The following is a 22,262-nucleotide window of genomic DNA, read 5'->3' as shown; positions in this document are numbered from 1 at the left end:
CCTCTACATTAAGATCATGGCCCGCTTAAATTGCTACCAGGAAATTTGCTCCCGGCAGCAAAATTAGACTTGCATATATCCCACAGCCTGTCAGCTCAAAAAATAGACATGCTTTCAATTTATGCAGAAGCTTGCAAATTGCGCAGAGCGGGAAATTGCCTCTGCGCGGGCCTCGGGATAGGCTCCTGCGCAATTCCTCAAGGAGAAAAATGTTGAAGACAACACACACACCGCCGGACATTCGGCGGCCGTTTGCACGTTACAGTCACGCCGTAGAGGTTCCATCCGGCCAACGCGTTTTGTTTGCCTCTGGCCAACTCGGCATTGATGCCGACGATCAAATTCCAAGCGATGTTGAGGGCCAGACAGCGCTCTGTTTTGTAAACATTCGGGCAATTCTGGCATCAGCTGGCATGACCTTGACAGATATTGTTCGGATCAACGCTTATGTGACGGGCCGGGAACACTTGCCGGGCTACATGAAAACCAGAGATCAATTCATCACTGACCCGCCACCAGCATCCACGCTTATGATTGTGTCTGGATTTGCACGCGAAGAGTTCGTTGTTGAAATTGAAGTTATTGCTGCCGCAGACTAAATCTTTGCCGCATCATGAATTTTTTGGAGACTAGCAGCATGCTGCCGAAACCCTACTGGCAAGATATGACGACAACGGATTTCGATCATCCAGAGGTCAAGGATTGGATCGCCGTTCTGCCAGTTGCAGCGATAGAGCAGCATGGGCCGCATCTCCCGGTCTATACCGACACCGCAATCGCCGAAGGGCAAATCCAGCGGGTCATAGAATTGCTCCCAGACGATGTTCCGGCCAGCTTCTTGCCGGTCCAGGCGATCGGCAAATCCAATGAACACATTTCATCCGCCGGAACGCTGACAATGACCTGGGAAACAGCATTGCAGGCCTGGCTTGAGCTTGGCGACAGCATCCTCAGAGCCGGTGTGCGCAAGGTCGTTGTGGTCAACTCTCACGGCGGCAACGTTCCCCTGATTGGCATTCTAACCCGCGAATTGCGTGTCCGGCACAATATGCTGGCCGTCGGAACGGCGTGGGCCAGCTTTGGGCAGCCCGAAGGCGTGTTCTCAGATCATGAGCTGACCTTCGGCATCCATGGCGGAGACGTCGAGACTTCAATCATGCTGCACCTCCGGCCTGACCTCGTAAACATGGACAAGGCTCGGAACTTCAGATCTTCACAGGAGGACTTGGCTTCCAAGTTCAAGCACCTTCGAGCGCACGGCCCTCATGCTTTTGGCTGGAAGGCTCAAGACCTCAATCCGGCTGGAACGGTTGGGGACGCCTCAATCGCAACCGCAGAAAAGGGTAAAGCGTCGCTAGATCACGCTGCAAGAGGATTTGTTGAACTGTTGCAGGACGTGCATGCCTTTGACTTGGCGCATTTCGATTAAGGCCTGGCCTCCACCATCTCATCCACACAGCTTGCTGATTGCCAGATGCAGTTTTTGATAATCCCGTTTTGCAGGTTTCCGCTCCTCAAAAAACACCCGCATCCCAACACCTTCAATCAGATCCAAGACAAACTCAGCCGCATCACGATCCGAAAGATAATTCTCAGCCATCTCGCTATTTCTCAGCCGGCCGAGCAGCCCCTCTAAACCTGCCAGAAGCTTCTCACGGTTTTCCATGAATCCGACAGTTATTTCCGGCTGCCGGATGGCTTCTGCCAGAATTTCAAGCGTCAACGCCGCATGGCTGGGGGCGCTGCACGTCTTCAAGTATGCTTTCAAAAATTGATCAAGCGCCTTGTGCGGATCCTTGCTGTTTTTCTCAAACATAGATCCAAAGCCATCGATTTGCGCCGCTTCGAGACTGGCAATTTCAGCAATGATCTCAGTCTTTCCGGGGAAGTGATTGTAGATATTTCCCAAGGAAACCCCCGCGCTGCGAGCGATGTCCCGAATGCTGGTTTGGTGAAACCCTTTCGCAATAAAACACGCGGCTGCAACCTCCACGATGTGTTTCCGCCGCGCATTTGTCGTCTCTTCCCGGGTTGGTTTTTCACTCATTCCTGTATTGGCTCCATTGCATTTCTCCAAAATCCGATTATGTAATTCAACGAACGAACGTTCACTCGATTTTCAATTCGAAACAAACTTGTTTGTAAGCGACCTCTCAAAACTGAATTCGAGCAACTTTAGGGAAATGACCGTAAAATGCGGATGGCGATTGATCTAGCTCATATCTTCCAGATGTTCAGGGCGAAAATCGCAATCACCTGGACGATTGTATTTGCTGAAAACTGCCTGATTGCCCTGATCCCGTTGTTGATCGGTCTTTCAATTGACGGCTTGCTTGCGGGCCGGGTTTCCGAACTCGGCTGGATGATGGCCGTATTGTGTGGCCTTTGTTTCCTGGCTGTCGGACGCCGGATTTACGACACCCGTGCCTACGGCACAATACGGCTGCATCTTGGAGATGAACTCCATCAGCGATGCTCCTCATTGCATGTTTCGAGGCGAAATGCCCGGATCGACATGTCACGCGAACTGGTCGACTTTTTGGAGCATGAAGCCCCACAACTGATCGCAGCGCTCATACAACTGGGCGTAAGCCTAACCATCCTGACCTATTTCGATATGTCGCTCGGCCTCTCATCGCTGTTGGTGCTGACCGGGATGCTTCTGGTTTACGCCTGCTTTCACAGACGCTTTTACAACAAAAACCGTCAACTCAACGAGCAGCGCGAACAGCAAGTAGACGTCCTCACACGGGGCGAGCGGCTCGGCATCTTCCGTCACCTGCGCGCCCTGCGCCGGCATGAAGTCGCGATTTCGGATACCGAGGCATTTGTTTATGGCGGCATTTTCCTGCTTCAGGTCGGTTTCATCGTTTTCAATCTCTACCAGGCAGCAGGGCTGGCCGGCATTACCGCAGGACGCATCTTTTCAATCGCAAGCTACTCTTGGGAATTTGTGGAAGCGGCCCTCACCCTTCCAATCGCTCTGCAAAGCTGGTCCCGATTGAGCGAAATAACGCGCAGGATCAACTCAAACGGAGACCTTTCCCTTGGCTAAGTTCCCGTTTCAATCCCCACCAGGCATTGGCACCTGTACGGCGGCCGGGCGTTGCCAAGCTATCAAAATGCCAACGCAGCCGATCGGAAAAACTGCGTCAAAAAAGGCCGGCAAATCATGAGAAAAGGCATCTGGATTGCGCTTGCCTTCATGGCATTACTTGCCGTTGCTGGAGTGGTGAGCGGGCTGGAAGACACAGCTGATGTAAATTTGACATCAGCCCCTCAACCGCTCCCTCCAGTAACTGTAGTGGATGCGGTTATTGGCACTCATGCCGGCGCAATCACGGTGTTCGCAGAGGTTGCTCCGCGCTGGCAAGTCGATTTGCGGCCCCGTATCTCAGGTGTTGTCAGCAATCAAGCGCCCCTCGCTCTCGCCGGGGCCCGGGTATCGAAGGGTGACGTCCTCCTGCAATTGGAAGATGCCCCCTATGTAGCCAACCTAGCCGATGCGCGATCGGTCTACGAAAGCTCGAAGCTTGATCTTCGACAGGCACAAAACAAGCACCACATCGCCATGAAGGACTGGACGGCTGCCAAACCCGGAGAGACACCCCCGGAGATGGCCGTTCACCTTCCGCAAGTTCGTGTTGCCGAACGCGCCTTGAAAGCAACAGAGGCGCGCGTCGCTGCATCCGAATATGACCTGCGCTCCACAACTCTGCGGGCCCCCTTTGACGGTATCGTGACCCGGCGCAACGCCAGCCCCGGCGCAACGGTCAATGACGGGGATATTCTCTTTCAGATCCTGGACGACAGCCTGCTGGATACTCAAGCATCGGTGAGCGCGCATGAGTGGGCACTATTGTCCAAGGACTGGTCTGACCTAGCCATAGGTGTGTTTGATGAGCGTGGCGTAAAAATCGGCACTGCAGGAATTCGGGAGAGCGGCGGCTTCCTGGATCCGCAATCGCGGAAACATCAGCTTTTTCTGGAGGTGAAACCTTTGGAAGAGGGGCGCATTCTACCTGGAGCTTTTGTGGAGTTGCACCTGCCTGTCCGCCCTATCGGAAACACCCTCCGCATCCCCGAAAGCGCACTCACCCAGAATGGTTTCGTTTGGCATGTTGATCGCGGTAATCGGCTGCAACGCTTCGCGGCACAGTCTCTTTTCCGCGATACAGGAGAAGTCGTGGTCGCGGCACCGGAAGAGCTCGCGCAAGAAACCGGCCTCCGGATCGTTGCGTTTCCGATGAGCGCGTTTTTGCCCGGACGAAAGGTTGCACCGATGGATCTGGAGCAAAGCAAATGACTTGGCTCACAAACTGGTTCATCCGCAATCCCGTCGCTGCCAATCTTTTGATGGTTTTCATCCTCTTTGCTGGCATCACATCTGTCTTTACCGTGCGAATTGAGGGCTTCCCCAAGATCCCGGCCGACACGGTTACGGTGGCAACATCCTTGCCAAATGCGCACACCGCGCAGGTGGATGAGCAGATCACGCGAAAAGTTGAGAAGGCTGTCGAGGGTCTGGAGGGGATGAAATCGATCAAGTCTCAATCTCAGCCCGGCCTCTCAGTGGTTTCGATCCAGAAAACCGATGGCACAAAACTCCCCAAACTTCTCGACGACGTTCGGTTGAGAATCGATGGCATCTACGATTTGCCAAAGGATGCCCGGCGACCTGTGATCGAAACGAATGACTTCGACCTTCCCGCGCTCTACATCCAGATCTACGGAGACATTGACCTTAAATCCCTACAAAAGATTGCCCGCGACCTGCGCGCCGATCTTTTGGCAAGCCCTGAAATTACCAGGGTCAAGGATTGGGGACTTCGGACGCAGGAAATCTCGATCGAATTCACCCCGGGCACGCTGCAACGTCATAATTTGACGATTGCAGACGTCATGGAACGCATTCAACAATCGTCTCTTTTCTTCCAAGGCGGAACGCTGAGAACAGCGGGCGGTGACATCACCCTGCGCGCAGACAGTCAGGCTTATTCTGTTCGCGACTTCGAAAAGATCCCCGTTGCGACATGGCCAGATGGAACAACCACATCGCTCGGTGAGCTCGCGACCATTACAGACGGTTTCGACGAAACTCCGATCGAGACACGTTTCAACCAAAGACCCTCTGTGGGGATGGAAGTGCTGATCGGGCGCAAGGACAATCTTTTGCAAGTTTCGGATGCTGCAGAAACTATTGTTGCAGAGGCGCGAAGAAGCTTGCCTAAAGGCGTAAAGATTGCCATTTGGGGCAACTCTCGCGACTACATTGCGGACAGGCTTCAACTCTTATCCAGCAGCGCTGTCCAGGGCTTGATCCTTGTGGCGCTGATGCTATCGCTGTTCCTGAACGTGCGGCTTGCCTTCTGGGTCGCAATGGGCATTCCGATCTCTTTGGCTGGTGCCTTCGCGCTGGCTACAAGCGGATGGGTCGACTATTCGCTCAATGACATTACGACTTTCGGCTTTATCATCGTGCTCGGTATCTTGGTCGACGACGCTGTGGTTGTTGGCGAAAGTGTGCACGAGCAGCGGAAGACATTCGCCGATCCGATCAAGGGCACCGCTGCCGGCGTGGAAAAAGTGTCCGTTGCAACAGTCTTCGGTGTGCTGACCACAGTTGCCGCGTTCTTTCCGCTCCTTCTTATTACAAGCCCCTTGGGCAAGGTTCTTGCGGGATTTGCAGGCGTTGTCATTCTGGCGCTGCTGTTTTCCCTTGTTGAAAGCAAGCTCATCCTGCCAGCGCACTTGGCGCATATAAAATCATCGACCTCGCATCCAACAGGATGGGCTGCACGCGGCTGGAGCTGGCTTCAAAAAGGCGCCAAGGCCGGATTGCTGGGCTTCCGGGACCGGATCTACGCCCCGATACTAAGATGGGCACTTGTAAATCGTTACGCTGTTTTGATCACATTTGTCGCCGTGGCGGCCTTGGTTTTCGGTCTCATGGCGAAAGGTCAGATCAAATCTGCGTTCTTCCCGAACGTGCCGGGCCAAGTGATCTCGGTGTCCCTTCAAATGGATCAGCGAGCACCGGCTCCACTCACCCGGAAAACCGTTGCGCTTCTTGAAGACGCTGCTGTTGCGCTCAACCAGGATCCGGAGCTGATCACGGCCAATGGCAATGGAGCCGTCGCGCATGTGTTTGCGTTTGTCACCAGCGCGACAACGGCTGAGCTCTATATGGAAGTGATACCGTCTGCCGACCGCCCTCACCTGACCACCAGCGACATCCTGGAAGCATGGAAGTCCCGGGTTGCCCCTCTGGAAGGTGTCTCGGAAATCACCTTTTCGGCATTTGAAGATTTTGGCGGAGGTTTCCAGATCCGGCTCATGGCGAAAGATCGGCAAGTGCTGGAGGCAGCCAGTCTGGAGGTCCGTGACCGGCTTGAGCGCATTAGCGGAGTTTCCAACACCCGGGACAGTCTGCTGACCGGTCAACCTGAGCTGCGGTTACGCCTGAAGCCAGAGGCACGGTCGTTGGGCTTTACTTCCGAAAGCCTGGCGCGCCAGATCGGATATGCTTTCGGCGGCGGAGAAGCTCAGCGGATACAGAGGGGTGATGCCGAAGTCCGTGTGGTCGTCCGCAACGCATTAACCGCGCGGGATCGCATTGAAGACCTGATGGAGATGCAGCTAAAAAGCGCGAAAGGCCAGTGGATCCCTCTCTCGACTGTGGCTGAAATCACGCCCAGCTATGTTCCGGACCAAATCAAAAGGCGTAACGGCGCCTTGGTTACGACCGTTATGGCGGACATCAACCGGGACATCGCAGCGCCTGAAGAAGTTGCGGAAACGATCTTCGGGGACTTTTCTCAAAACCTTGAAACCAAGTACCCTGGCCTCAAAGTCGATGCGGGCGGTGAGTTGGAAGAAATCGGTGAGATGCGCGGCGGGCTCTTGCGCGCCTTTCTAATCGCCGGTCTCCTGATTTACATCTTGATGGCAGTGCCGCTGAAATCCTACTGGAAGCCGGTCATTATCATGTCTGTTATTCCATTTGGTTTTGTTGGTGCGGTTCTCGGGCACGCAGTTATGGATCTGCCATTCTCATTGCTGTCGTTTTTTGGCGTGCTCGCCTTGATTGGGGTCGTGGTCAACGATTCTCTGGTGATGATGACCCACTACGTGCAGGCTCGCGAGGAAGGTGCCGATCATGAAGATGCAGTCTTCAACTGTGGCGTTGCACGTTTTCAGGCCATTTTCCTCACTACGGCGACAACAGTCGTTGGCCTCGCACCTCTTATGAGCGAGATGTCCGAACAGGCCCGCTACTTGATACCAGCCGCTGTCTCCCTCGCTTACGGAGAAGTCTTCGCGACAATCATCACCCTCATACTCATCCCGGTATTGTTGTCCATTGGCAACGACATCCGCAAGCTGTTGAGCACGGCCAACGGCCTCAGAAGACCAAAACACAGCCTCACGAAAAGCACAGCTATCGCGACAACAAATCACTGAGACGGCTCAAGAAGTAACCCAAGAGTGTGTCTCAATTTGTGCGCACCCAGCCAATTTCACGGCTGATGTACAAGTGGCTTTCGCGCACTCTTGGTCGCATCGGCAATGGAAACAACAAAGACGCTGCGTCATGTCGGAAAATGCATAATTTGAACCACTTCGTAGATCTACTTAACTCTTGACTCCCACCAGTCATAGGGGTCTGTTACCGCCAGGATGCCGCAGGGTGGCTGGCGTTTAATGCCAACTGAACAATAGCCTTGCGAGTAAGTCCGTACAGGCAAACTGGGGATCATCATAAGATCACGCCGGGAAACGGCCCCAGTGACAACCGAAGGGGAAAAATATGACGAAGACTTTCCTGAAATTGACTGCTGCAAGTGTGGCCCTTTGTGCCGGGCTGAGCGCAGCAAACGCTGAAACGCTTCGCTGGGCGCGTGCTGGCGACTCTCTCACTCTGGACCCGCATGCTCAGAACGAGGGCCCGACCCACACGCTTGCGCACCAGATGTATGAGCCGCTCCTGCAGCGCGACATGGAAGCACAGATCATTCCGGCACTCGCAACCAGCTGGGAGCCGACCGAAGATCCGACCGTTTGGGAATTCAAACTCCGTGAAGGCGTGAAGTTCCATGGCGGCGAAGACTTCACCGCCGATGACGTTGTCTTCTCATTCAAGCGCGCAATGATGCCGACATCAGCGATGAAAGAATTGCTGAACTCCATCAAGGATGTGCGCAAGGTCGACGATTACACTGTCCATTTCGAGACAGACGGCCCGAACCCGCTTCTGCCGAACAACATGACAAACCTGTTCATCATGGATTCCGGCTGGGCAACCGACAACGGCTGCGAAGCACCGCAAGACATTGCAAATGGCGGTGACAATCCGTGCGTGCGCGCTGTAAACGGAACGGGCGCATTTGTCCTTGAAAGCCGCAAACAGGATTCCGAAACAATCCTGAAGCAGAACCCGAACTACTGGGGCAAAGGCGAGTTCCCGCTGGAAGTCACTGAAATCATTTACACCCCTATCCAGGAAGGCGCGACCCGCGTGTCCGCTCTTCTGTCTGGTGAAGTGGACCTGATTCAGGACGTTCCAGTACAGGATTTGCCGATCGTTGAGCGGACCGATGGCCTGAAGCTCAACACTGCAGCTCAGAACCGGACGATCTTCTTCGGTATGAACCAGGGCGCTGACGATCTTGCCAGCGACACGGTCGACGGCAAAAACCCGCTCGCTGACAACCGCGTTCGTGAAGCAATGAACATCGCTCTCAACCGGGATGCGATCAAGAAGATCGTCATGCGCGATCAGTCTGCTCCGACCGGTGTGATCATGCCCCCGTTCGTAAACGGCTGGACGGAAGCACTGGACGGATATCCGGAATATGACGTTGCGAAAGCAAAGGCATTGATGGAAGAGGCTGGCTACGGCGACGGTTTCGGCCTAACCCTGAACTGCCCGAACGACCGTTATGTCAATGACGAAGGCATCTGTCAGGCTGCCGTTGGGATGCTCGGCCAGATCGGCGTCAAGGTTAACCTCGACGCAAAGCCGAAGGCACAGCACTTCCCGCTGATCCAGAACAAGGAAACAGACTTCTACATGCTCGGCTGGGGCGTTCCGACGTTCGATTCCGAGTACATCTTCAACTTCCTGACGCACACCACGACCGACAAGCTCGGCTCCTGGAATGCAACCGGCTACTCCAACCCGGATCTGGATGCGAAAATCAAAAGCCTCGCATCTGAAACAGATCAGGAAGTCCGTAACGCCACGATTGCTGAAATCTGGGATACGGTGAAATCTGAGAACCTGTACCTGCCGATCCACAACCAGGTCCTGAACTGGGGCATGGCTGACAAGATCAACTTCGCAGTACAGCCGGAAGACCAGCCGCACTTTAAGTTCCTGACTTTTAACTAAGTCTCGCGCTCTCACCACCGTACCGTTTGAAGTTCATTCGGTACGGTGGTGATGTTTTTAGCTTGTCAGCCAAATGAGTTTTACGGCTTTTCCCACCAGCATCACTGTTGAAACAATGGAAAAACGGTAGACTCTGCGCATCGCGCAAGTATAAGCACGTCCTTATCGGAAGACTTAGCAGACTGTCGCGGACGCCACAGTCTCTCGATTGGCTTGAAAAATGCTCGCATTCATCATTCGCCGCCTCGGCCAGGCACTTCTAGTCCTGATGGCCGTCGGTTTTGTTTCATTTGCCATGTTCAAATTCATGGGCGACCCCGTGGAGAGCATGCTTGGTCAGGAAGCGACAGCTGCCGACCGCGCGGAACTTGAGGAGCGGCTCGGACTGAATGATCCGATCATCGTTCAATATGTCCGCTACTTCCAACGAGCCATGTCCGGCGACTTTGGCGTTTCGTACCGCGTGGGCCTGCCGGTCGGTGAAGTGATCCTGGAACGCCTCCCCGCAACGCTCGAGTTGGCCTTCTTATCAGGCGTAATTGCGATATCACTGGGCTTCATGTTGGGGGTCTATACAGCCATCCGACGAGATGGCTATGTCGCAAACTTCATCATGACAGCTTCTCTGATCGGCGTTTCGCTTCCAACCTTCCTGATCGGCGTTTTCCTGATCTGGCTGTTCGCGGTTAATCTTGGCTGGCTCCCCTCCTTCGGGCGCGGTGACACCCGCAGCCTGTTCGGGGTCGACCTGGCTATTCTGACCGTCGACGGGCTGAAATCCATGATCTTGCCGGCGATCACCCTTGGTCTTTATCAGATGACCTTGATCATGCGTTTGGTGCGCTCAGAAATGCTTGAGGTCTTGAGAACAGACTACATCCGTTTTGCAAGAGCCCGCGGACTGAGCCAGAAGACTGTCAATTTCGGTCATGCCATGAAGAACACCATGGTTCCGGTTATTACCGTGACCGGACTTCAGTTCGGTTCGATTGTCGCCTTTGCAATCATCACGGAAAGCGTGTTCCAGTGGCCAGGTGTTGGCCTTCTCTTCATCAATGCGGTCAACTTTGTCGATATCCCGGTCATGTCAGCGTATCTGCTGCTCGTTGCCGTCATTTTCGTGACCATCAACCTGATCGTCGACCTGCTCTATTTCACCATCGACCCGCGTCTCAGTGTGGGCAACAACTGAGGACAAGAGGCATCATGGAAACCCAAACTCCCAAGGGCGCCAGTGCCCGTCCGGAATTCACAGAAACGGTCGCCACATCGACCTGGCAACGTTGGCTGGATTCCGATATCTGGCATTCCTATAAGTCCAAACCGGTGATCGTCGTTTCGTCACTCGTGTTTGTTACGCTTGTGCTCGGAGCCATCTTCTCTCCGTTTTTGTCGCCTTACACACCATTTGACCCATCCAGTCTCAACCTGATGAATGGCTTCACCAAGCCCATGTCATCAAACGACTTCACGGGTGACTACTTCTTTCTTGGTACCGATGATCAAGGTCGCGACGTATTCTCAACCATTCTCTTCGGTTTGCGCATTTCCCTGTTCGTGGGCCTGGTTGCGGTACTGTTCGCTATGACCCTCGGGGTCATTCTTGGCCTTCTGTCCGGATATGTCGGTGGATGGGTTGACGGTGTCATTATGCGTATTGCCGACATCCAGATGACGTTCCCGTCCATTATGGTTGCCATGCTGCTCTATGGTATCGGCAAGGGCCTGATCCCGCCGGATCTGCGGGATGAAATGGCCATCTGGGTCTTGATCATCTCCATTGGTCTTTCTGAATGGGTACAGTTTGCCCGGACCGTCCGCGGTGCCACCATGGTAGAGCGGCAGAAGGAATATGTTCAGGCAGGTCACCTCATCGGCCTTAAGCGCTGGAGCATCATGGTCCGCCACATTCTCCCGAATGTCACCGGACCGATACTCGTGATCGCAACGATCAGCTTGGCACTGGCCATCATCGCAGAAGCCACTTTGAGCTTCCTTGGTGTCGGCGCGCCAAAAACTCAGCCTTCTCTTGGCACGCTGATCAACGTCGGCCGGCAGTACATCCTCTCCGGTGAATGGTGGATACTGCTGTTCCCGTCTCTCACCCTTCTGGCCCTTGCGCTTTCCGTGAACCTTTTCGGCGACTGGCTGCGCGATGTGTTGAACCCGAAATTGCGATAATCCAGTGTCAGATACTCCACTTCTTAAAGTCTCCGACCTCATCGTCGAGTTTCCGACCCGCAATGGCGTGTTGCGTCCCGTCGACCGGGTTGGGTTCGAAGTCCGCGCCGGCGAGATCCTGGGTCTCGTTGGTGAGAGCGGCGCCGGCAAATCAATGTGCGGCTCTGCCATCATCGGCCTGATTGACCGTCCGGGCCGGATCAGCGGTGGTGAAATTCACCTCGATGGTGAGCGCATCGACAATCTTCCCGAAGAGCGCATGCGCCGTATCCGGGGCAAGAAGATCGCGATGGTCTTCCAAGACCCGCTGACCAGCCTCAATCCGTTGATGACGGTAGGCCAGCAGCTGATCCAAACCATCCGGACCCACCTGGCCCTCTCCCAAAACGATGCTCGAGCAAAGGCCATTGCGCTGCTCGAAGAAGTGGGCATTCCGGCTGCGGCGACACGGATTGACGCTTACCCGCACCAATTCTCCGGGGGCATGCGCCAGCGCGTGGTGATTTCACTCGCCCTGGCGGCGGAGCCGGAACTCATCATTGCGGACGAACCAACGACAGCGCTTGATGTATCCGTTCAAGCGCAGATCATGGCGCTGCTGAAGCGCCTCTGCCGGGAACGTGGGACCGCGGTAATTCTGATCACGCACGACATGGGCGTGATCGCGGAAACAACAGACCGCGTTGCTGTTCTTTATGCAGGCCGGATCGCGGAAATAGGGCCGACCCGGAACGTTTTGAGCGCGCCATCGCACCCCTACACTGTCGGCTTGATGGCCTCCACACCATCGACAACCGGATCGTTACAAACGCTCAGCCAAATCCCCGGCTCCATGCCGAATCTTCGGGCTATTCCGAAAGGTTGCGCGTTTAATCAGCGGTGCACCAAAGCCATTTCGGCCTGTTTCAACGACATTCCGGTTCTCGAACCAGTGAATGGCAGTGAAGTCGCCTGCTGGCTCTACGACCCGGCCTACAAACAAATCGAAAAAGAAATCTCCGGAGCGTCTGAATGACCGGCGACACCCCTTTGATCAGTGCGCGGAGCCTGGGCGCAGTTTTTGACGTGTCCAAGCCATGGCTGAACCGGATGCTGGCGATGGAATCCAAGCGATTTCTGACGGCAGTCGACACCGTTGATTTCGACATACCGAAGGGCAAGACTTTTGCTCTGGTGGGTGAGAGTGGATCGGGTAAATCAACGATTGGCCGGATGATCGTTGGTTTGCAAAAACCAACCAGCGGTCAGGTTTTGATCGACGGCGAAGATTTCTTCGCCATCAAGGATCAGAAGCGCAAGCTGGCCATGCGGCGCCGCATCCAGATGATCTTCCAGAGCCCGTACGCCTCGCTCAACCCGCGCTGGCGGGTTCGCCATATCATCGGTGAACCGATCCGGGCCTTTGAGCTGATGCCAGCAGGCGAAGTCGACAAACGGGTCGCAGAATTGCTCGATCAGGTGGGTCTCGCGAAGTCCGATGGCGAGAAGTTCCCGCACGAGTTTTCCGGCGGCCAGCGGCAGCGGATCGCGATCGCCCGTGCGCTTGCATCCAATCCGGAATTCATCGTCTGCGACGAACCGACCTCCGCGCTTGATGTGTCCGTGCAAAGTCAGGTCTTGAACCTGATGAAGACATTGCAGCGGGAACTCGGCCTGACTTACCTCTTCATCAGTCACGATCTTTCCGTAATCCGGTACATGGCCGATGAAATCGGTGTCTTGTATCTCGGCCGGCTGGTTGAAGTCGCGGACCGGGACTCGCTGTTCGAAAACCCGCGTCATCCCTATACGCGCATGCTTATGGATGCCGCCCCGCACATCGACGCTTTTGGGCGGACTGCGGAGATTGTGTCTGGAGAAATTCCGGATCCGATCGACAAACCTAAGGGGTGCAGCTTCCATCCCCGGTGCACATTGACCGAAGATCGCTGCCGTCAGGAACGTCCGGCAGTCCGCGAGTTCGATGGTGGCAAGGCCAAAGTCGCTTGCCACCTCTGCACCGCTTAACTTGCACAGGCCTTCGCATTCCGTTTTCTTGAGAGCTAGGCTGTTTATCAGCTATTCTAACCTCCAAGCAGAATGACGAAGGCCTGATCATTCAATCCGACGGACACAACCAAGTCGCTACCAAGAGACCGCTTCAGCAGAAAAGAAGCGAGGCAACCCGCGCCATAATTTTGAGCGCTGCTGTCGAAGTGCTCATCGAACTGGGCCTTTCCAAAACAACAACCTTGGAAGTTCAAAAACGCGCTGGCGTCAGTCGTGGTGCGCTTCTGCATCATTTTCCAACACACGCCGATCTGTTGTCCATGACGATCAACCGGTTGATTCAACTCAATGAGAACGCGGTCTGGAGCGAAGCTGAAAAGCTCAAAGATATAGCCGACCCACTCACAAGATCCGTAATGACACTGGCCAACGCCTACGCCCACCCTTCCTTTGTTGCCGAACTGGAACTCTGGATTGCCTCCCGCGCAGACCTAGTGCTCCGCACCGCTCTCAGATCTGCCGAACAAGATGCCATCGCAGACCGAGATCGCGTCCTCACACAGCTTTTTGAGGGTCTGCTTGATCAGCCTGGAGCCGAGAAGGCAATCGGTTTGACGATCGAATTTATCCGGGGCGTCACCATTTCCTCCCTGTTGAGAAATGACAAAAGCCACCAAAATCAGTTGATCGCGGACTGGATCGAGACACTCAGAAACCTGCTGGCTGCAGATCGCACATAACTGGTCATACCAAAAACAAAAATAAACAGTCAGCGTTGACTGCTTTTCTCTCGGTTGCCAATATGAAACCTGCTCTACGGTCTTGGGAGGAGGATTACATGCCCGCGTTTTCAACACTGAGTATTGACCTGTGTCCGGGAAATGAACGTGTTGCCAGATTGCTGTTGAACCGGCCGGAGCGGTTCAATGCCATCAACGACGACACCCCGCGGGAAATTCGCGCAGCTGTTGAGTGGGCAGAGAACAACAGGGACGTCCATGTCATCATTGTTGAAGGCGCGGGAAAGGGCTTCTGCGGTGGCTACGATCTGACACACTATGCCGAAAATGATGCCGACCATCCCTGCCAGCAGGAGAGCGATCCCTGGGATCCGATGGTCGATTACGCGGTGATGAAGCGGAACACAGAGGACTTTATGTCCCTTTGGCGCTCCAGAAAACCAACGATTTCCAAGGTTCACGGCGCCGCCGTGGCCGGTGGCAGCGACATCGCGCTGTGCTGCGATTTGCTGGTCATGGCAGAGGACGCACGCATTGGGTATATGCCGACGCGCGTCTGGGGATGTCCAACCACCGCAATGTGGACCTACCGCCTTGGTCCCGCGCGGGCCAAGCAACTGATGTTCACCGGTGACCTGATCACAGGCACAACGGCTGCCGAGTGGGGACTTGCCAACATCTCTTGTCCGGCGGGTGAGTTGGATGAAAAAACAAACGCGCTTGCGGCGCGGATTGCAGGCGTTCCATCCGGCCACCTCGCGATGCACAAGATGGTTGTCAATCAGATCATGCTGACCATGGGACTGGAACAGGCTCAGATGTCAGCAACGATTTTTGACGGCATCACCCGGCACAATCCGGAGGGTCTGTGGTTCCGCCGCTACGCGCAAACGGAAGGTTTCAAGGCGGCAATAGACTGGCGTGACAGTGGCCGTCCGATCCCGGAAGGCGATGAGGCGCGAACGCTCATCCGTGAAATGGACGAAAAACAGCAGGCACGATAGCGAGCCACCAGATCAACGCGCGCCAATTGGCAGCGTGAAAGTCCAAGAGACGCGCTTGGCGGCCGCCGGGATCGCGGGGTAAGGCGCAGCACGTTGCACGGACTTGAGGGCTGCCTGATCGAATGCCTTGTTTCCTGAAGATCTGATCAGGCGCACGCCAGAGACGCCGCCATTCGCAGTAACAGTGAAACGGACTTGCGCGTCCTTGGCCAAACGTCCAAGGCTGCGCGGCGTGCGAACAGACCGCAGCACCTTACGATGAACCTTGGCCGGATAATTGGTGACCTCTGAATTCCCGGCCGCCTTCGCTTTGCCTTTGCGCGCTGATCCGCCTTTTTGTGCTGTTCTTTTAGATTGCCCCCCCGCACCTGCCCGGCGTGCCGTTTGCGCCTTTTCCTGCTTAACTTTCGCAGGCTTTTTTGCTGCTTGCTTTGCAGGCATTTTTTGCGCCTCGGCAACCTCCGTCTTTGGCAGGGAAGGTTTCCGCCGTGGGGTGGAAACAACGGTTTCAGAGGGCTCAACCGGCTTTGCCAGTTCTGCCGGGGTTACCACCTCGGATACAGGATCAACTTCTTTTGTGGTCTGCGGGTCGTTCGCCAACATCGCCTGAACAGGGTTTTTTTGAAACTCTGTAATGTCGGTCTGCGGCGGCTCGGCTACTGAACTGGCGGGTTCGACGTGAGGTTTTTCGGGAACGGGCGCCTCGGTGATTTCAGCAACTGGTTTCTGTTCGGTCACCGCTTGAAAGTTGCCATTTACCTCTGCGATCGGAACAGCCTCTACTGCCGGAACACTGTCAACTGGCGGTGAAGGCTCTATCTTCGGCACGGAAACAGGTTCATGCGGTTGTACGACCTCAGATACGGGGACAGGCTGAACGGGAGCAGCCTTTTCGACTGCTGGTTCGGCCGTTGGAGAGGCTTCTGCTTGCGGCGTTGAACCTGCTGAGATTGTGCTAAAGGGAGCGTTCCCAAGCGTGATCGTGATCGTCTCGCCTGCCCCGGCAACCTCTAATTCCGGTTTGGCCTTGAGTGTCAGGGCGACGGCACCGACATGAACTGCAAGTGAAACACAGATCGCTAGCCCGAGTGCGTTTCGGAATGAGCTCATGGATCTGCCTTGCGGGTTACAATCAGCACCTTGGGCGCTCCGGCAGCATAGAGTGCCGCGACATGGTTTAGCAGTTTATCGGCTGGCAATGCCGCATCTGCGCCCAAACGCACAATCCCGTCTCCGGTCGGGGCCTGGCGCCCCAGAAATGCTTCTGCACTGATCTCCTCGTCTCGATAAACCAGAAGTCCATCGGCCCGAGCGTAAAGCGCATCAGGCGGCGGCAAAGGCGGCGCCTTCTCAGACTTTGCCAGGTCGACTTGCCCGTCCAAAGGCGGTGCCAATTGTCCGGCGACCAGAAAGAAGATCAGCATCAAAAACACGATGTTGATCAATGAGATCGTGGTCTCAAGCGGTCGCTTCTCGGATTTCCGGGGCAGTGTGATCATTTGGGCCCTGCAACAGTGACGTTCAGCCCGGACACCGATTTCAAGTCCGACATGACTGTGACAAGCCGCTGCGTGCTGCTCGATCCTTTAATGTAAACAAGAAGGCTGTCGTTGCCGATCTCAGTGAGAGCGGAGACTTCAGCTGCAAGATCGTCTTGCACGACGACTGTCCCATTGAGACGTAGACGATCCGCCTCAACCATCAGAATGGCTTTTGGCAAGGTTTCAGAGCCGCCTGCAGCAGCCGGCGCACCAATTTCCACTTGTCCAAACTGGGTGAACGTCGAAGACAGCATGAAGAACAACAGCAAGAGGAAAATCACGTCCACCAAGGGCGTAAGTGAGATTGCACGGTGTTTTTTGGGAAGCGGCTCAACGCGCATAAGAAAGCGCAGCTCCTGCCGGCATACCGTCCACTTCCTCAACACCGTGATCCAACGAGGGCAGAAGCAAAGCGGATGTCAGTGTTTCAATCGCAATCCGTTCGGCCTCAAGCCGTCCCTCCAGCCAGGTCACAACCAGCGACACGGGCATCGCAACGGCGAGCCCGGCTGCCGTGGTCATGAGGGCTACCCAGATCCCGCCGGCAAGCGCAGACGGATCGACGTTGCTGCCAGCATATTGCAATGCTTGAAAGGCCTCGATCATGCCAAGGACTGTTCCGAACAGACCAATGAGTGGTGCGACTTGTGCAATGGCCTCAAGAGCCCGTACGCCTTTTGCAAAATGGTGCAGGTCGCCGGTCGCCTGGACCCCGACCCGCTCCTCTATTTCCGATTTACCGTTCCGGCTTTCCAGGAGCCTACAGGCAGTCAGGACGGCCTTGTCAGCCGCACTTTTCGGCGCACCGATCACCGCCAGTGCATCCCCTGGCCTATGTGACAACCAGAGCTTTACCCCCGCCTTTGCGCGACGGCTCGAACCGACACCCAAAACCAAAAACTCAAAAGCTTTGACAAGGATTAAGGCCAACGCGATCACCGACAATCCAGCAATGACAGTAACCACTGGCCCGCCGAGCTGGAGGAACGATGCGATTTGATGTGTTAGCTCTGAGATCATGCCTTCAACCTTTCTAGAGCGAGCGCAGCTCAACATCTTCAGCAACAATCCGTCGATCGGAGATGCTGAGCTGGCCAACAGTTACCTCACCAGCTGATTTCCTTGTTCAGGGTGAGTTTGAAGGTCCGGCCGCGGCCTCTGTCGCCGGCCAGATTGTTTTGGTAGGACTTGTCAAAGATGTTTTCGACCGCTGCTCGCAGCTCCATGCCGGCGAAATGACCATCCTGAGGCTTCCAGCTGGCAAAGACATCGTGAACCGCATATCCGGCAAAGGGTCCTGCGGTCGCACCAGTGTCGATGCTGGCGGCAAAAAGTCCGCGCCATCCAAAGTCAAGATCATACTGCGGCACACGTCCGCCCAGCGTGACGGCAAGCGTGTCGGCCGGAATGGACGTCAGCGTTTCGCCGGTAGCCTTGTCTTCGCCCCGGACAATGCTGAAGGCAACTGTGCTGTAAACGTATTCGGAGTTATAGGCCGCCTCCATCTCGACACCATAGATCTCCGCCTCATCGACATTGACGTAGTAGCGAACCGGCGTGGTTTGGCCCCGGTCGGGATTTGTCGAAATCAGGTCTTTCAGGTCGTTGTAGAAGGCCGTGGTCTTCAGCTGCAGACCGTCGCCGTCCTGAACAAGATCATAGGCTGATACGGAAAACCCGGCTTCAACAGCGTTCGACTGTTCCTTGTCAAGGTTCAGACTTGCAAGCCGGCCGCCCGGATACGTGCTTGTGGCACCGGATGTGGAGAACATCTCATCCAATGTCGGAGCACGTTCGGTATGGGCAACCGATCCGAAAATGGAGAACGTGTCGTTGAACTTGTAGAGCGCAGCAAGTTTTGGCGAGAAAGCTACCTCGGACTGATCCGATGCGCCATCAATCATAGTGTCTGGCGACAGGTTGATCGAATCCACGCGGACACCAGGAATGAGGGTCAGCCGATCCTGCCAAATGAATTCGTCCTGTACGTAAACCCCAATCTTGGTATCTGTGCCTTCTGGATGAAATCCGATGGAACCGCTGGTCGTCTGTGCCGTGCGCTCTTGATAAGAGAGCTGGGTTCCGACAGTCAGGAAGTTCTCAAAGGCTGATCCGGAATGCTCAAATGTGTTCACGACCTTTCCCTGCCAGGTACGATAACCGTACTTTCCATCTTCAAAGAGCTGAGATGGTGAGAACGCCCCAAGCGACGAGTTTTTCTGCTCAACTTGTGTATCCGAAAAGGACAGGTTCACAGCCAGATCGAGATAGGGATTGTCGCTCGCCGGATTTTCATAATTCAAGACCACAGTCTGGTCGGTGATATCCCGATCGATCGTACCGAAACCTGCAGTGTTGGTTTGTGAGTATTGGGTATCGTCGGCGTCGCTTTGCCAGCGTTGGTAAGACAGGCGGACAGCCTGTTCCTTGTTCTCACCAAAATGGTGCACAATTTTGGCTAGACCAGAGAACGAAGAAAACGCAGATCCGGGGATTTCAATCCCGTGTCCGTCCTCAATGTCATTCGACTTGCGGAAGAGGCCATTCACCAGAAACTCTGTGTTTTCTGAAAGGCGCACCGCCCCCGCAGCCGAAGTCATGAAGCCCCACTTGTTGGAGTCGTACATGCCCTTCAGCCGCAAGACAGCCGTATCTTCCGGTTTCAGAAAATCGCTCGGATCCTTAGTGGTGAAGTTGATCACGCCACCCAACGCGCCCGCACCATACAGCGTTGATGAGGCAGGACCTCGCAACACCTCAACCTGCTTATAGAGCTCTGGGTCGGAGAAAAAGGACCCGAGCCGGTATTGCTCATAAAACTTTGTAGCACCGTCCACGGTCACAATAATTTTGGACTCATCGGACGACGCCAAGTCGCCAATTCCGCGAATGTTGAAAGACTGCCCACCGATGCGATCACTGCCGATGACCGTCACGCCTGGAATATCCCGGAACAACTCGCCGATCGTCGCTGCCTGTTCGTTGTCGATCGTGTCCTGATCCAGAACCGTCACTGCTTGCGGTGTGTCAATTGCAACTTTCTCAACACCTGTTCCAAGCACGATTCTCTGGAGTGGCGTTGCCACTTCATCTTGTGCGAACGCCGCCCCACCAAAAGCAAACATCCACAGTGCAACACCGCCCAATAGATCGGCGCGAAGGGTATTTCTGAGCCCCATAAATTTCTCCAAAGTGCGCGTTTTCGCGTCCTTTTATGCTACCTGCCAAACAACATTTTTAACTTGAGTCAATGACTCAGGTATTGCGTTCACTATAAAACATGAGTAGTGAAGTCAAGTATCAGTCTAAGCCTGAATCGAAAAATAACTTCTTTGGAAAGGTTCTAATTTTCGAAACAGGGACAAACACTTAGTCACGCCACTACATTCAAGACGGGCCCGATAGATCGAACGTCTATGGCAAATGAAGAGGAAATTCAGATGACCGCAGATGGCCTAGAAAGCGCCTCTCGACCTACTGCAGCCGAGATCAGAAAAGCCCGTGCGCACGCACCTAAAATGCGGGAAAGGGATCTCGCTCGGACCATTGGCATTTCAGAAGCTGAACTGGTTGCGAGCTTCGTTGGTCATGGCACCCGCCGGATTGATCCGAAGTTCGACGATCTTTTTGCCGGGCTTCAGAATGTCGGGCCAGTTATGGCTCTTACGCGCAACGAAAGCGCCGTGCATGAGAAGATTGGCGAGTTTGAAAAATTCATAAATGGGAAGCGCGCTGCACTCATGCTGGGAGAACAAATCGACACACGAATGTTCCCTGCCAGTTGGGTCCACGGATTTGCCGTTGAAAAAATAGAGGGCGAGGATGTACGTCGCTCCCTGCAGTTCTTTGATGCCCATGGCGATGCGGTCCAAAAGATCCATGCCCGGCCAGAGACAAACACGAACGCTTGGGATCAGCTCGTCGAGCTTCTAACGCTTCCCGATCAACAGCCAGAGGTTTTGCCGGACATCACACCGGCTCCGGTCTTTTCACGCAAATTGCCGACTGTTCACGCGGAGATGCAACTCCGCGACCGCTGGCAATCCATGACAGATCCCCACCAGTTCCATGGCCTTTTGAAAGACCTCGAACTGGATCGGTTGAGTGCCTTTGAACTTGCCGGTGAAAGCTGGGCATGGCCACTCGACAAAGGCTCAGTTCAAGCTCTTCTGCGCCTGGCAGCCTCAGAGCACATTCCGATCATGTGCTTCGTTGGCAACCGCGGATGTATCCAGATCCACTCGGGTCAGATCGCAAACGTCCTGGAAAAGGGACCATGGATCAACATCATGGACCGGACGTTCCATCTGCATCTTCGGACCGATCACATTCATGATGTCTGGGCCGTTCGAAAACCCGCAGATGTCGGGCATGTAACGTCAATTGAAGCTTATGACAGCGACGGCCAGCAAATCATTCAGTTCTTCGGAGTGCGCGGCGAAGGAAATGTCGAACGATCCGGCTGGTGCGGCCTTGCTGAAAACCTCCCAAAACTCGATCACGCTATCACGCTAGGAGCCGCCGAATGATCACCAGACTTCGTTCTCTCTATCTTGAGTGCGTCACCGCGGCACTCCTGACGGCAACAGCACTTGGCCTAACTCTTCATCCACTCTCAGCGGATGAGGCCTCAAAACGGGTGGTTGCAGTTGGAGGTTCTGTGACCGAAGTGGTCTTTGCGTTGAAAGAGGAGTACCGCCTCGTTGCGAGGGATTCAACCAGTGTTCATCCGCAAGAAGCCCATGATTTGCCGGACATAGGCTATATCCGCGCCCTGTCTCCAGAAGGAGTTCTCTCGGTCGATCCCGATCTTCTTTTGATGCTGGATGGCAGCGGACCTCAGGAAACTGTCGACGTCTTGGAAAAATCAGGGATCGCAATTGCCAACGTCCCGAACGAATTCACGCCGGAAGGTATCGTGGCCAAAATCCGGACTGTTGGCTCGGCCCTGGGCGTTCCGGAGAAAGCCGACGCTCTTGCGCAGAAGATTGAAGCCGACCTCAAAACTGCGCAAGAACAAGCCGCTGGCCGGAACGATAACGTCCGCGTCCTGTTTGTTTTGTCCACGCGCGGTGGGCGGATTATGGCTGGCGGGGCTGACACCGCGGCCGACGGTATTATCACCCTGGCGGGCGCAAAGAACGCAGTCAGTGAGTTCTCTGGCTACAAACAGCTCAGCGACGAAGCGATCCTGAGCGCGATGCCAGACATCGTCTTGATGATGGACCGGGAAGGTGATCATAGCGCTTCAGCTGATGATCTCTTCTCTCACCCAGCTCTTGCGCAAACGCCTGCGGGAAAGGCCAACCGCCTCTTGAAGATGCCAGGTGACTATCTGCTTGGATTTGGTCCCCGCACTGCGGACGCAATCCAGGACCTTGCTCAGAACCTTTCTGAAATACGGAGTTAGGCG

General features: G+C 54.9%; 20 protein-coding genes. 14 read left to right on the top strand and 6 right to left on the bottom strand.

Annotation, left to right across the window (positions count from 1 at the left end):
- Positions 1 to 209 precede the first annotated feature (209 nt).
- Positions 210 to 599, top strand: a complete 390-nt coding sequence (locus SADFL11_RS22630; protein ID WP_008197362.1) for a RidA family protein — start codon at positions 210 to 212, stop codon at positions 597 to 599.
- A 38-nt stretch (positions 600 to 637) separates the two neighbouring features.
- Positions 638 to 1,429 (top strand): creatininase family protein, encoded by a 792-nt coding sequence (locus tag SADFL11_RS22625; RefSeq protein WP_008191012.1) that lies wholly within the window; start codon positions 638 to 640, stop codon positions 1,427 to 1,429.
- Positions 1,430 to 1,447: 18 nt separating this feature from the next.
- Here SADFL11_RS22625 and SADFL11_RS22620 read toward each other — a convergent pair whose 3' ends face one another.
- Entirely contained in the window at positions 1,448 to 1,993 is a 546-nt protein-coding gene (locus SADFL11_RS22620) for a TetR/AcrR family transcriptional regulator (protein WP_167579027.1), read from the bottom strand.
- Between the two features lie 201 nt (positions 1,994 to 2,194).
- On the opposite strand from SADFL11_RS22620, the gene SADFL11_RS22615 reads away from it, so the two are divergent.
- From SADFL11_RS22615 to SADFL11_RS22570, 10 genes are all read left to right on the top strand, one after another.
- The gene (locus SADFL11_RS22615; RefSeq protein WP_008188896.1) at positions 2,195 to 3,055 is read left to right on the top strand and encodes an ABC transporter six-transmembrane domain-containing protein; all 861 of its coding nucleotides are present in this window, start codon (positions 2,195 to 2,197) and stop codon (positions 3,053 to 3,055) included.
- A gap of 117 nt (positions 3,056 to 3,172) precedes the next feature.
- Positions 3,173 to 4,306 carry an efflux RND transporter periplasmic adaptor subunit gene (locus SADFL11_RS22610; protein ID WP_134853115.1) on the top strand — a complete coding sequence of 378 codons (1,134 nt, stop codon included), beginning with the start codon at positions 3,173 to 3,175 and terminating at the stop codon, positions 4,304 to 4,306.
- On the top strand, positions 4,303 to 7,464 hold the full coding sequence (locus SADFL11_RS22605; RefSeq protein ID WP_008189011.1) for an efflux RND transporter permease subunit: 3,162 nt from the start codon (positions 4,303 to 4,305) through the stop codon (positions 7,462 to 7,464). The genes SADFL11_RS22610 and SADFL11_RS22605 overlap by 4 nt, the downstream gene beginning before the upstream one ends.
- A 346-nt stretch (positions 7,465 to 7,810) precedes the next feature.
- Positions 7,811 to 9,394 carry an ABC transporter substrate-binding protein gene (locus SADFL11_RS22600; RefSeq protein ID WP_008190209.1) on the top strand — a complete coding sequence of 528 codons (1,584 nt, stop codon included), beginning with the start codon at positions 7,811 to 7,813 and terminating at the stop codon, positions 9,392 to 9,394.
- A 220-nt stretch (positions 9,395 to 9,614) separates the two neighbouring features.
- Positions 9,615 to 10,586 (top strand): ABC transporter permease, encoded by a 972-nt coding sequence (locus SADFL11_RS22595; RefSeq protein WP_040450951.1) that lies wholly within the window; start codon positions 9,615 to 9,617, stop codon positions 10,584 to 10,586.
- A 14-nt stretch (positions 10,587 to 10,600) separates the two neighbouring features.
- A complete protein-coding gene (locus SADFL11_RS22590; RefSeq protein ID WP_008194172.1) occupies positions 10,601 to 11,575 on the top strand; it encodes an ABC transporter permease in 975 nt (324 codons plus the stop codon).
- Between the two features lie 4 nt (positions 11,576 to 11,579).
- Positions 11,580 to 12,590 (top strand): ABC transporter ATP-binding protein, encoded by a 1,011-nt coding sequence (locus SADFL11_RS22585; protein WP_040450952.1) that lies wholly within the window; start codon positions 11,580 to 11,582, stop codon positions 12,588 to 12,590.
- A complete protein-coding gene (locus SADFL11_RS22580) occupies positions 12,587 to 13,582 on the top strand; it encodes an ABC transporter ATP-binding protein (protein ID WP_008194600.1) in 996 nt (331 codons plus the stop codon). The genes SADFL11_RS22585 and SADFL11_RS22580 overlap by 4 nt, the downstream gene beginning before the upstream one ends.
- Positions 13,583 to 13,752: 170 nt before the next feature.
- On the top strand, positions 13,753 to 14,304 hold the full coding sequence (locus SADFL11_RS22575; protein ID WP_008194136.1) for a TetR family transcriptional regulator: 552 nt from the start codon (positions 13,753 to 13,755) through the stop codon (positions 14,302 to 14,304).
- A gap of 98 nt (positions 14,305 to 14,402) precedes the next feature.
- Positions 14,403 to 15,308, top strand: coding sequence for a crotonase/enoyl-CoA hydratase family protein (locus tag SADFL11_RS22570; RefSeq protein WP_040452467.1), 906 nt, complete (start codon positions 14,403 to 14,405; stop codon positions 15,306 to 15,308).
- A gap of 12 nt (positions 15,309 to 15,320) precedes the next feature.
- Here the strand turns inward: SADFL11_RS22570 and SADFL11_RS22565 are convergent, their stop codons facing one another.
- The 5 genes from SADFL11_RS22565 to SADFL11_RS22545 all read right to left on the bottom strand — a co-directional run bounded on the left by SADFL11_RS22565 (position 15,321) and on the right by SADFL11_RS22545 (position 20,028).
- The gene (locus SADFL11_RS22565) at positions 15,321 to 16,418 is read right to left on the bottom strand and encodes a TonB family protein (RefSeq protein ID WP_008196501.1); all 1,098 of its coding nucleotides are present in this window, start codon (positions 16,416 to 16,418) and stop codon (positions 15,321 to 15,323) included.
- Complete coding sequence (locus SADFL11_RS22560) at positions 16,415 to 16,807, bottom strand: ExbD/TolR family protein (RefSeq protein WP_040450953.1); 393 nt, start codon at positions 16,805 to 16,807, stop codon at positions 16,415 to 16,417. Before SADFL11_RS22560 ends, SADFL11_RS22565 begins: the two co-directional genes overlap by 4 nt.
- Positions 16,804 to 17,190, bottom strand: coding sequence for an ExbD/TolR family protein (locus SADFL11_RS22555; protein ID WP_008191182.1), 387 nt, complete (start codon positions 17,188 to 17,190; stop codon positions 16,804 to 16,806). Before SADFL11_RS22555 ends, SADFL11_RS22560 begins: the two co-directional genes overlap by 4 nt.
- Positions 17,180 to 17,869 (bottom strand): MotA/TolQ/ExbB proton channel family protein, encoded by a 690-nt coding sequence (locus SADFL11_RS22550; protein WP_081450495.1) that lies wholly within the window; start codon positions 17,867 to 17,869, stop codon positions 17,180 to 17,182. Before SADFL11_RS22550 ends, SADFL11_RS22555 begins: the two co-directional genes overlap by 11 nt.
- 86 nt (positions 17,870 to 17,955) lie before the next feature.
- Positions 17,956 to 20,028 carry a TonB-dependent receptor domain-containing protein gene (locus tag SADFL11_RS22545; protein ID WP_040450954.1) on the bottom strand — a complete coding sequence of 691 codons (2,073 nt, stop codon included), beginning with the start codon at positions 20,026 to 20,028 and terminating at the stop codon, positions 17,956 to 17,958.
- A 261-nt stretch (positions 20,029 to 20,289) separates the two neighbouring features.
- On the opposite strand from SADFL11_RS22545, the gene SADFL11_RS22540 reads away from it, so the two are divergent.
- Together SADFL11_RS22540 and SADFL11_RS22535 are read left to right on the top strand one after the other, a co-directional pair.
- Complete coding sequence (locus tag SADFL11_RS22540; RefSeq protein ID WP_040452471.1) at positions 20,290 to 21,378, top strand: hemin-degrading factor; 1,089 nt, start codon at positions 20,290 to 20,292, stop codon at positions 21,376 to 21,378.
- On the top strand, positions 21,375 to 22,259 hold the full coding sequence (locus tag SADFL11_RS22535; protein ID WP_008196680.1) for a heme/hemin ABC transporter substrate-binding protein: 885 nt from the start codon (positions 21,375 to 21,377) through the stop codon (positions 22,257 to 22,259). The genes SADFL11_RS22540 and SADFL11_RS22535 overlap by 4 nt, the downstream gene beginning before the upstream one ends.
- The last annotated feature ends 3 nt before the right edge of the window (positions 22,260 to 22,262 follow it).

Source organism: Roseibium alexandrii DFL-11 (genome assembly GCF_000158095.2).
In the GTDB taxonomy this organism is placed as follows: domain Bacteria; phylum Pseudomonadota; class Alphaproteobacteria; order Rhizobiales; family Stappiaceae; genus Roseibium; species Roseibium alexandrii.
Note: the sequence above shows the minus strand (reverse complement) of the source record. Positions and strands in the feature narration are given on the sequence as shown.